We start from the raw sequence: 9313 nt of genomic DNA, 5'->3' as shown, positions 1-9313 counted from the left end.
GCGGGGTGGAGAGAAACGAGGAGAGGGGGGGGGAAGGAGGGGAAGAAAGGGAGGGGGGGGGGGGGGGGGGAGGGGGGAGGGGGGGGAAAAAAGACCAAACAAGGAGGGAACGCGGCGGTGTCCCCCCCCCCCGCCCCTTCTTCCCGGACGGGCGCAGCCGGGTGAAGATGCTGTGCCGAACACACGAGCCCCCGATGAATCTCCTGTCACACCCCCGGCGTACGCTGTATGGCTGTCATAGGCCGCACCTGCCGCTCCCCCGCGACGTCGCGGCACGGCACGGACCGGTCACGGGGGTAAACGGGGAGTTGCGGTGCTCGAGGGTCTCGAGGACATGGGTTCGCTGACAGCGGCCCCATGGATCTATGTGGTGGTAGCACTGTCGGTCCTGCTGGACGTGTTCGTCCCCGTCCTGCCCAGCGGCGTCCTGGTGATCACGGCCGCGACGGCGGCGGCCGCGGGCTCGGGTGCCGCGACCGGACAGGTCCCCGGCGAGGTCCCGGACATCCTGGCCCTGACGCTCTGCGCCGCGACGGCCTCCGTCCTGGGCGACCTGGTCGCCTACCGCCTCGCCTGGCGCGGCGGCGACCGGCTGGACCGCGCGATCGCCCGCTCCCGCCGCCTGACAGCAGCGCAGGAACGTCTCGGCACCGCCCTCGCCCGAGGCGGCGGCGCCCTGGTGGTCCTGGCCCGCTTCGCCCCCGCAGGCCGCTCGGTGGTCTCCCTGAGCGCCGGCGCCGCCCGCCGCAGCGCCCGCGACTTCCTCCCCTGGTCCGCCCTGGCCGGCCTGACCTGGGCCACGTACAGCGTGGCCCTCGGCTATTTCGGCGCCCAGTGGCTGGGCGCGACGTGGCTCGCGACGGCGGTCTCGGTGGGGGCACTGTTCGCGGCGGGTGCGGTGGCCACGTATCTGATGCGCCGGAAGCCCGCGTAGGCCCTCCGCCCGGGTTGCGGACGGCGAATGGCCGTACGCCGCCGGGCTCGGGAGGAGCAGTCGGGTGCCCCGACCCCGCGGACGCGGGGCAGGACACGGATCCGTTCGGGCGGCGCACCCGCCCGCAGACACACCACAGGGCCCCGTACGGCGGCGGGCCCGCCCGCCTACGGAGTCGGATCCGTCCCGTGCGCTACCCGGCCCTGCTCGCCACCGTGGCCCCTCGCACCTCCAGGCCGTCGAGCAGGTCGGCCGTGGCCTGCGCGATCAGGTCGACGGCGCGGTCGAAGACCTCCTGGTTGTGCGCGGCCGGGGCCCGGAAGCCGGAGACCTTGCGCACGTACTGGAGGGCGGCGGCCCGGATCTCTTCCTCTGTCGCCTCGTCGGGCAACGCGGGCGGACGAAGCGTCTTGATGCTGCGGCACATGTCCAACAGTCTCCCTCGGGGAGGGGCCTGTCTGCCATGATCACCTCAGAGGCGGCCACCGTCGAGGGGCCGACCGACGAGAGGAACCGCATGACGGCACACCACACGACGGCGAACGACCCGCTCACCGTGGCGGTACTGGGCCCGGGCGGCATCGGCGGCCTGCTCGCCGCGCTCCTGTCCAGGGCCGGCCACCGCGTCGTCTGCCTGGCCGGCGACGAGACGGCCAAGGCCCTGCGCACGACCGGAGTCCAGGTCCGCAGCGCCCTCTTCGGGGACTTCACGGCCGAGGTCGAGGCGGACACCGAACTGCGCGAACCGGTCGACGCCTGCCTGATCGCGGTCAAGGCCACCACCCTCGACGCGGCCCTGACCCGCGTCCCGCCCACCGCACTCGGCGACGCCCTGATCGTCCCCTTCCTGAACGGCGTGGAACACCCGGCGACCCTGCGCGCCCACTACGGCCCGGACCGGGTCGCCCCCGCCGTCATCCGCGTCGAGTCGACCCGCGTCGCCCCGGGACGGATCGAGCACGCCAGCCCCTTCGCCGAGATCGACCTCACCGGCGACGCGGTCCCCCGCGACCGCCTCGACGCCCTGGCGCGAGCCCTAGACACGGCGGGCCCCACCACCCGCGTCCTCACCGACGAGACGGCGGCCCTCTGGGCGAAGATGTCCTTCCTGGCCCCGTTCGCCCTGCTGACCACCCGCCACGCCCTGCCCCTGGGCGACGTACGCACGCTCCACCGCGAGGAGTTGACGTCCCTGGTCGAGGAGACGGCGGCCGTCAGCCGCGCCTGCGGCGGCACCGCCGACCCGGCCCAGGCCCTGGCCCGCTACGACGCCTTCCCGCCGAGCACGAAGTCGTCGATGCAGCGCGACGCGGAGGCGGGCCGCCCCCTCGAACTGGACGCCATCGGCGGCGCGTTGCTGCGCGCGGCGGAGCGCCACGGGGTTGCGGTGCCGGCAACGGCGGGCCTGGTGAGGGAGTTGAGGGAAGCCGGCCACTGACCGGCCTCCCCGGGGCCGGACGGCCCGGGCCCACCGAGCACCGGCCTTCCACACACTCGTACGCATGAACCACCCTGAGAAGCTCGCAACCCAAAATCGAACAGGCGTAGCATTGGCCCGTGGCTACGCCCTATGACTTTCCGAGTGACCTCCTAGCCGGCCAGGAGGAACTGCATCAGGTCCGGGCCGAGCTGTCGGCCCTGTTGAAGCGGCTCCCCTGGTCGGTCGTCCCCCTGGACGCCTTCAGCGACGACAACGGCTGGCGCAAGGTCGAGCGCCCCGCCTCCCCCGGCTGGACGGAGGACGAACAGGCCGAGGTGGAGAAGCTCCGGCAGCGCGAGCACGAGCTCGCGGTCTTCGTCAGCGGCCACCGCTTCTGGTCGGAACTCACCGGGACGGAACGGGTCGACGCCCGCACCCGGCTGAAGCACGCCCACAAGGCGCCGCCGACGCCCCAGGAAGGCTGAAAAACACGGAGGACCCCGACCGCGAACGGTGGGGGTCCTCTGCTGTGGTGGGCGCGGACGGTTTCGAACCGCCGACATCCTGCTTGTAAGGCAGGCGCTCTACCCCTGAGCTACGCACCCGTGAGTGAGTCGACAGCCTACCCTGCCAGGGGCCATGCCCCGCAAACCCGTATCGCGGACGGTCCGGGACGTCCGGGGAACACCTGGGGTTAACCCCACCACGGATCCGGGAGCGGCCCGGATGCCCCGGCGGGCGCGAGGTCCGTACGGTCGAAGGACCGTCGCAGTCCTGGGCCGTCGAGGTCGGTCTCAGGGAACTCGCAGAGAAGTCTCAGGGGGAGATCGCCATGGCCCGTACCGTTCCCGTCCGCGCCGCAGCCGTTGCCGGTGCCGTGGTGGTGCTCGTCGCGGGTCTCGCCGCCTGTGGCGCCTCCGCGGGGGACGACAAGGATCCCGAGCACCGGTCCTTCGCCCTGGAGGGACGGACGCTGACCATCGACTCCGACGACTCGGCGCTGGAGATCGTCGCCGCCGATTCCCACAAGGCCGGCACGGTCGAGGTCACCCGGTGGTTCCAGGGGTCGGTCGCGATCGGCTCGGACCCCAAGGTGACCTGGGCGATGGAGGACGACCGGCTGGTGCTGCGGGAGAAGTGCTCGGGCATGATCGCCAACTGCTCGACCAAGCACCGCGTCGAGGTGCCGCGCGGCGTCACCGTGAAGGTCGAGGACGGGGACGGAAGCGTACGGGCGCGGGGGTTTAAGGACGCGCTCAGCATTCGCACGGGGGACGGGTCCGTGCATGTCACCGACTCCAGCGGTCCGCTGGACCTGAGGACCGGCGACGGCTCCATGCGCGTCGCCGACGTCTCCTCGCGCAAGGTGAGGGCGCAGAGCGGGGACGGCTCGGTGCGGCTCGAACTGGGCACCGTGCCGGACCTGGTGGAGGCCCGCAGCGGCGACGGTTCGGTGACGATCGAGCTGCCCCGGGCGACGTATCGCGTGACGACCGAGACCGGTGACGGCTCGGTGGATGTGTCCGTGCCCCGGGACGAGACCAGCTCCCATGTGGTCTCCGCCCACACCGGCGACGGAAAAGTCACGGTGCGAACCGCGAACTAACCGGCCCGTGTGTTCGTCCTAAACCGGTGGGAGAATGAACCGGCAGGGTGAATGACAGCACGGGAGAGGGATGTGACGGCGACACCTCCGCAGCCGAACTCGCCGTCAGTGCCGGGCGCGCAGGGGCACCCCGCGCGGCAGGTCCCACAGCTCGCGCGTCGCGCCGGAGGCGATACGGTCCGCGTCCCTCGCGGCACCCTCCGCAGCACCCCGTCCGGCGCACGCCGCGCCCTCCGCGACACCCTCACCCTGGTCGCCCTCCCCCTTGTCGCCGCCCTCGCCCTGCCCGCCGCGTTCGCCGGCGGCGGCACGCGGCGCTGGTTCGGCGGGCGGGCCGAGACCCAGCGGGCCGAGGCGCAGGCCGCGAAGGACGCCGCGGCTGCCGCGTTCTACGAGCTGGACACCGCCCAGCGGGATCTGCGGATCTCGATCGAGACGATCGCGGCCGTCGACGACACCCCGGCCGCCCGCCGGGCGATCACCGACTTCGAGGCGCTCGGCCGCCGTATCGACGAGGCCAGCCACCAGTACATCCAGGCCGTCGACGCCCACGACCTCGACCGCGACGACCTGGAGGCCTCGGCCGCCGCCGGCGCCCGTACGCAGCTGACGAAGGCCAAGGACGAGCTGGGGCGTGTCAAGCAGGAGCTGGACCGGTTCGCGGACGGGCTGGGGCCGCTGCTCGGCAAGGCCGAGACCCAGCTGGCCCGCCTCGCCCCGGCCGTGGAGCGCGCCCGGCAGGGCCTGCTCGCCGCCTCGAACGCCCTGGACGCCGTACGGCAATCGGGGCTGACGGCGGACGACCTCGCGGCGCGGCTCGCGGCCCTCGCCCCGGCGCTGACCAAGCTGAACCAGGGCGCCGGCCAGCATGGCGTCCCCCAGACGCTGGAGCGCGCCGAGCGGGTCGCGCGGGAGGCGGAAGCGGTCCGGGTGGAGGCCGACCGGCTGCCGGAGAAGGCCGCCGAGATCGATCACCGGCTGGTCTCGTTGCGTACCCGCGCGCAGGCGCTCACCACGCGTGCCGGGCAGGTCGAGCCGGTGCTCAGCGAGCTGCGGCGGCGGTTCACGGTGGCCTGCTGGCAGGACCTTCAGAGCGTGCCGGACGGGGCCGCGGAGAACGTACGGCAGGCCGAGCTGAAGCTGAAGGAGGCGCAGACGGCCCGTGACGAGCAGCGCTGGCCGGACGCCACCGCGCTGCTGTCGACCGTGCGGGCGCTGCTGAACAGCACCGACGAGTCGGTGTCCGCCGCCGGTGACCGGCTGCGCCGGCTGAACGCCGTCCAGAAGGACCCCCAGCAGGAGATCGACCGGACCCGCTTCGCGATCCGGGACGCCCAGCGGCTGGCCATGGCGGGCCGCAACACACCCGACCCGCGGCACGCGCGCCCCCTGGACGACTCCGTCGCCCGGCTGGAGCGGGCGATCGGCACGCTGGAGGGCCGTCACCCGGACTACTGGCACTTCCTGACCGAGACGGAGGCGGTACGGCAGTCGGTGGCCGGTGTCGTCGCCCAGATCCGCGAGGAGCGCGGTGGCGCCCACTGACCGGGCTAACCTGTGCGCATGCCTCGCTACGAGTACCGCTGCCGCAGCTGCGGCGACACGTTCGAACTGAGCCGTCCGATGGCGGAGTCCTCCGCCCCCGCGAGCTGCCCGGCCGGGCATGACGACACGGTGAAGCTGCTCTCGACGGTGGCTGTGGGCGGCACGGCCACCGCCCCCGCGGCGCCGAAGCCTGCCGGCGGCGGGGGCGGTGGGTGTTGTGGTGGGGGCTGCTGTGGCTAGGTAGGCCCCGGTGCGTTGTTTGCCGCGGGTGCGTGGGGGTTGATCACGCAGTTCCCCGCGCCCCTATCGGGGCGCCTCCGTGCGGGTTGCCTTCAAGAACTCCCGCAGGATGCGCTCCCCCGCCAGCACCCCCCGCTCCGGCAGCGCACTGATCGCCGGGGCGGTGAAGTCGGTGTCGGCCAGCTCGCCGTGGCCGGGGCGCCAGCCCCGGTCGGCGGCGAGGAGGAGGTCGGCGTCCAGCAGGGAGTCACCGGCCGCCAGCGTCAGTTCCGCGCCGGTGCGGCGGGCGACCTCGTGCATGGCGGCGCTCTTGGTGAGCGGCTTGGGGACGGCGTAGATCTTGCGGCCCTGCAAGGACACCGTCCAGCCGCGGTTCTCCGCCCACACCGCGAGTTCCTTCACCCACTCCTCGGGCAGCAGCTCGCGCTCGACGACCAGGTAGGCGAAGAGGTCCTCGGCGATGCGGTGCTTGCGCACCCAGGCCGGGGACGCCGACGCCATCAGGTGGTCCTGCACCTCCGCGAGCGGGGCGCACTGCTCGGCCAGCCGGGCCTGGACGTGGGCGTTCCAGTCGGGGTCGGAGACGCCGTCGACCAGCAGATGGCCGCCGTTGGCGCAGATCGCGTACTTCGGCTCGGGGCCCGGCAGGTTGATCCGCTGGTACTGCTTGCGGGTCCGGGTCGTCGTCGGCACGAAGACCGCCGCGTCGCCGAGGTCGGTCAGCAGCTGGGCCGCCGTCTCGGTCATGTACGACAGCGGCCTGCTCTCGTGCACCTCCACGCACAGCAGCCTCGGCGCCCTCGGGTCAGGCATGGTCAGCGCGAGGGCCGCGGCGGAGTAGATGAGCGTACGGTCGAGGTCGCTCGCCACCAGCACCGGCATCAGAGGTTCACCGCCCTGCCGTCGGCACCCGTCGCGCCCCGCGTGTACTTGGGGTGGATCAACCCCACGCAGGTGTACGGCAGTTCGGCCACCTCTTCCACCGGAACCCCTCTCTGTTCGGCCAGCAGACGTACATGGTCCAGGTCGGCGCCGGCACCGGCCCGCGCCAGGATCTTCCAGGGCACGCGGCGCAGCAGCACGCGCGTGGTCTCGCCGACACCGGGCTTGACGAGGTTCACGTCGTGGATGCCGTACTCCTCGCTGATGCGCTCGACGGCCGCCCAGCCCTCCCAGGTCGGCGCGCGGTCACCGGAGAGCAGCTCCTTGACCGTCGCGTCGACCGCGTCCAGGACCTCCGGGAAGCGCGCGGACACGGCGTCGAGGAAGGCCACGGACACGTCACTGCCGGCGAGTTCGCGGTAGAACTTCGCGCCGTGGTAGTCGTGCGGGCCGACCAGGTCGGCGCGCAGGACGGTGCGCGAAATGAGGCCGGACACCGTGGAGTTGAGGCACGCGGACGGGATGAGGTAGTCGTCGCGGGTGCCGTACGTCCGCACGCACGAGCCCGGGTCGGCCAGTACGGCGATCTCCGGGTCGAAGCCGGTGATGCCGTCGGACGCCTCGAACTCCCGTATCGCCGCCGTCAGTTCACGGGTGATCGCACCCTTGCCCGTCCAGCCGTCGACGAAGACGACATCACGCGGGTCGTGGTGCGCGGCCAGCCAGCGCAGGGCGTTGGCGTCGATGCCGCGGCCGCGCACGATCGACACGGCGTAGTGGGGCAGTTCGAGGCCGTGCCGGAACTGGGCCCAGCGGCGCATCAGGACGCCGACGGGGGTGCCCGCGCGGGCGAGCGAGACCAGCACCGGGCGGGGCGAGCGCTCCGCCAGCACGATCTCCGTCACCGCGCCGGCCGCCTGCGCGAGTCGGGCCGCCGACTCCTCCAGCGCCGCGTGGAACAGCGCCTGGTACTGCTCGCTCGGCTGGTACTCCACCGGCAGCGACTCCGCGTAGTGCGCGCCGCCGCTCTGGATGGCCTCCTCGCGCTCCTCGGTCGGCGCCTCCAGCGTCACGTCCGAGAGGTCCTGGAGCAGCCAGCCGACCTCCTCGGGGGCGTACGAGGAGAAGGCGGGGCCACGGAGGGGCTCGGGCAGCATCGGGTGCCTTTCGGGAAGGGCCTGGGGTCCTGGGACGTACGCCGGTACGACCGCGAGGAGGACGTGCGGGGTGTGCGCGGCGAGCTGCGCCAACAGGCCCTCGGGCGCGTGCAGTTCGGGGGTGTCGGCGGCCGAGTCGACGACGGCTATGACGGCGTCGAAGCCGGCGCCCGCGACGTTGTAGGCGTAGCGCTCGCCGGGGCCGTCGGCGGGGTCGTCGTGGGCCGGGAAGACGAGGCGGGTGCGTATCGCGTAGCCGGGGTCGTCGACGGCGAGGACGGGTGAGCGGGTGGTGGTCGAGTAGCGGACCTCTACGCCCTCGGCGACCTGCTCCAGCTCACGGGCGAGCCTGAGCGGCGCGTACATCAGCTCCTCGAAGCCCAGTACATGCACGCGCCGGGGACCCTCGGGCAGCGCCTCGGCGAGCCGTGCGGCCATGGCAGGGAGGGCGGCCTCCAACCGCGCCCGGTGCGCAGGGGTGAAGCCGTGACGACCTCCGTCGGGGAGGCCGGGGGGCCAGTGCAGGTCTACGCGGGCGATGTGGGGGTGGGTGCGCTCGTCTGCCGGGTGCGGGCCGGTGGGGGCTGGTCGCGCCCACGCGGCGGTAGCCGCAGATTCAACACAGCCCCGCGCCCCGAGGGGGTCGCCCTGCACGTCGGCTGCAACGGCAACGCCGCCGTCCGGGGGCGCGGGGAACTGCGCGACCGGCCCCAACGCACCCGCAGACGACGAACCACCCTCCGCGGCACTCTCGGCCTCGTACCGCGCCACCAACTCCTGCCCCTTCTCCAGCACCCCCTCCGGCAGCCGTACCGTCCCCGAGGCGGCCGCCACCAGATCCACCCGGGCACCGATCTCCCCGGCGAAATCCGCGAGGCGCCCCGCGTCGGCAGCCGACCGCATGTCGACCAGGGCGACGACCACGTACCTGCGCCGCGGATACCGCTCATGCAGATCCCGGATGGTGTTCAGCACCGTGTTCCCGGTGGAGAACTCGTCGTCGACCAGGACCAGCGGCCCGTCGCCCGCCAGCAGGGCGGGATCCTCCGGCAGCAGCAGATGCGACGTGGCGTGCGAGTGGGACTCCTCAAAACCGCCCGCTGGGGCGACCCCGGCGACCGGACGCCGCGTGGAGTGCAGATACGGCGCGTCACCGACCCCGTCGGCGACGGCGTGGCCGAGCCCGGTCGCGGTCTCCGCGTAACCGAGGACGACAGCGTCGCCCGCTTCCTCCGCGCCCAGAAGCTCCCGTACCCGGCGGCCGAGGGCGAACCCGGCGCCGTACACCACGGACGGCGACTGCGGGACGTGCTTGCCGAGCACGTTGGAGACCAGCAGATGCGCCCGCTTGGGGTTGCGCCGCAGGGCGAGCCCCAGCATCCGCTTGAGCTCGTCGTCGCCCATGAGCTGGACTCCGAGCCGCTCGGCGACCCAGCTCCCGGACCAGACCCCGTCGTTCACTGCGTTGTTCATGCGTCCCTTGGATATAGAAGCCGGTCAGCCGGCTCGCGGCCAGTCGAGCGGTCGGA

9 protein-coding genes and 1 tRNA gene are annotated in these 9313 nt (G+C 73.0%); 6 read left to right on the top strand and 4 right to left on the bottom strand.

Annotated features, from left to right (window positions below):
- Positions 1–334 precede the first annotated feature (334 nt).
- Positions 335–934, top strand: a complete 600-nt coding sequence (locus ACFU95_RS16675; protein WP_383827868.1) for a DedA family protein — start codon at positions 335–337, stop codon at positions 932–934.
- A gap of 193 nt (positions 935–1127) precedes the next feature.
- Here ACFU95_RS16675 and ACFU95_RS16670 read toward each other — a convergent pair whose 3' ends face one another.
- Entirely contained in the window at positions 1128–1361 is a 234-nt protein-coding gene (locus tag ACFU95_RS16670; protein ID WP_383827766.1) for a DUF2277 domain-containing protein, read from the bottom strand.
- 90 nt (positions 1362–1451) lie between these two features.
- On the opposite strand from ACFU95_RS16670, the gene ACFU95_RS16665 reads away from it, so the two are divergent.
- Together ACFU95_RS16665 and ACFU95_RS16660 are read left to right on the top strand one after the other, a co-directional pair.
- The gene (locus ACFU95_RS16665) at positions 1452–2372 is read left to right on the top strand and encodes a ketopantoate reductase family protein (protein WP_383827866.1); all 921 of its coding nucleotides are present in this window, start codon (positions 1452–1454) and stop codon (positions 2370–2372) included.
- 119 nt (positions 2373–2491) lie between these two features.
- Entirely contained in the window at positions 2492–2839 is a 348-nt protein-coding gene (locus ACFU95_RS16660; RefSeq protein ID WP_383827764.1) for a hypothetical protein, read from the top strand.
- 45 nt (positions 2840–2884) lie between these two features.
- On the opposite strand, the gene ACFU95_RS16655 is transcribed toward ACFU95_RS16660, so the two are convergent.
- Positions 2885–2959, bottom strand: a tRNA-Val gene (locus ACFU95_RS16655).
- Positions 2960–3186: 227 nt separating this feature from the next.
- Here ACFU95_RS16655 and ACFU95_RS16650 point away from each other — a divergent pair.
- From ACFU95_RS16650 to ACFU95_RS16640, 3 genes are all read left to right on the top strand, one after another.
- Entirely contained in the window at positions 3187–3960 is a 774-nt protein-coding gene (locus ACFU95_RS16650; RefSeq protein WP_383827762.1) for a DUF4097 family beta strand repeat-containing protein, read from the top strand.
- Positions 3961–4032: 72 nt separating this feature from the next.
- On the top strand, positions 4033–5505 hold the full coding sequence (locus tag ACFU95_RS16645; protein WP_383827761.1) for a hypothetical protein: 1473 nt from the start codon (positions 4033–4035) through the stop codon (positions 5503–5505).
- An 18-nt stretch (positions 5506–5523) separates the two neighbouring features.
- The gene (locus ACFU95_RS16640) at positions 5524–5745 is read left to right on the top strand and encodes a zinc ribbon domain-containing protein (RefSeq protein WP_383827759.1); all 222 of its coding nucleotides are present in this window, start codon (positions 5524–5526) and stop codon (positions 5743–5745) included.
- Between the two features lie 63 nt (positions 5746–5808).
- Here ACFU95_RS16640 and ACFU95_RS16635 read toward each other — a convergent pair whose 3' ends face one another.
- Both ACFU95_RS16635 and ACFU95_RS16630 read right to left on the bottom strand, forming a co-directional pair.
- Positions 5809–6627: an HAD family hydrolase gene (locus ACFU95_RS16635; RefSeq protein WP_383827757.1), complete on the bottom strand. Its 819-nt coding sequence runs from the start codon at positions 6625–6627 to the stop codon at positions 5809–5811.
- The gene (locus tag ACFU95_RS16630; protein WP_383827755.1) at positions 6627–9257 is read right to left on the bottom strand and encodes a phosphoribosyltransferase; all 2631 of its coding nucleotides are present in this window, start codon (positions 9255–9257) and stop codon (positions 6627–6629) included. Before ACFU95_RS16630 ends, ACFU95_RS16635 begins: the two co-directional genes overlap by 1 nt.
- Between the last annotated feature and the right edge of the window lie 56 nt (positions 9258–9313).

The sequence above is a fragment of the Streptomyces sp. NPDC057623 genome, from assembly GCF_042800355.1.
Classification (GTDB): Bacteria; Actinomycetota; Actinomycetes; order Streptomycetales; family Streptomycetaceae; genus Streptomyces.
The sequence above is the reverse complement of the archived record's forward strand: the minus strand, read 5'-3'. Positions and strand labels throughout refer to the sequence as shown.

What these genes read in the sequence shown, in the direction of transcription:
- ACFU95_RS16675 (WP_383827868.1), top strand. Translation starts at nt 335, where the DNA reads ATGGGTTCGCTGACAGCGGCCCCATGGATCTATGTGGTGGTAGCACTG.
- ACFU95_RS16670 (WP_383827766.1), bottom strand. Translation starts at nt 1,361, where the DNA reads ATGTGCCGCAGCATCAAGACGCTTCGTCCGCCCGCGTTGCCCGACGAG.
- ACFU95_RS16665 (WP_383827866.1), top strand. Translation starts at nt 1,452, where the DNA reads ATGACGGCACACCACACGACGGCGAACGACCCGCTCACCGTGGCGGTA.
- ACFU95_RS16650 (WP_383827762.1), top strand. Translation starts at nt 3,187, where the DNA reads ATGGCCCGTACCGTTCCCGTCCGCGCCGCAGCCGTTGCCGGTGCCGTG.
- ACFU95_RS16640 (WP_383827759.1), top strand. Translation starts at nt 5,524, where the DNA reads ATGCCTCGCTACGAGTACCGCTGCCGCAGCTGCGGCGACACGTTCGAA.
- ACFU95_RS16635 (WP_383827757.1), bottom strand. Translation starts at nt 6,627, where the DNA reads ATGCCGGTGCTGGTGGCGAGCGACCTCGACCGTACGCTCATCTACTCC.
- ACFU95_RS16630 (WP_383827755.1), bottom strand. Translation starts at nt 9,257, where the DNA reads ATGAACAACGCAGTGAACGACGGGGTCTGGTCCGGGAGCTGGGTCGCC.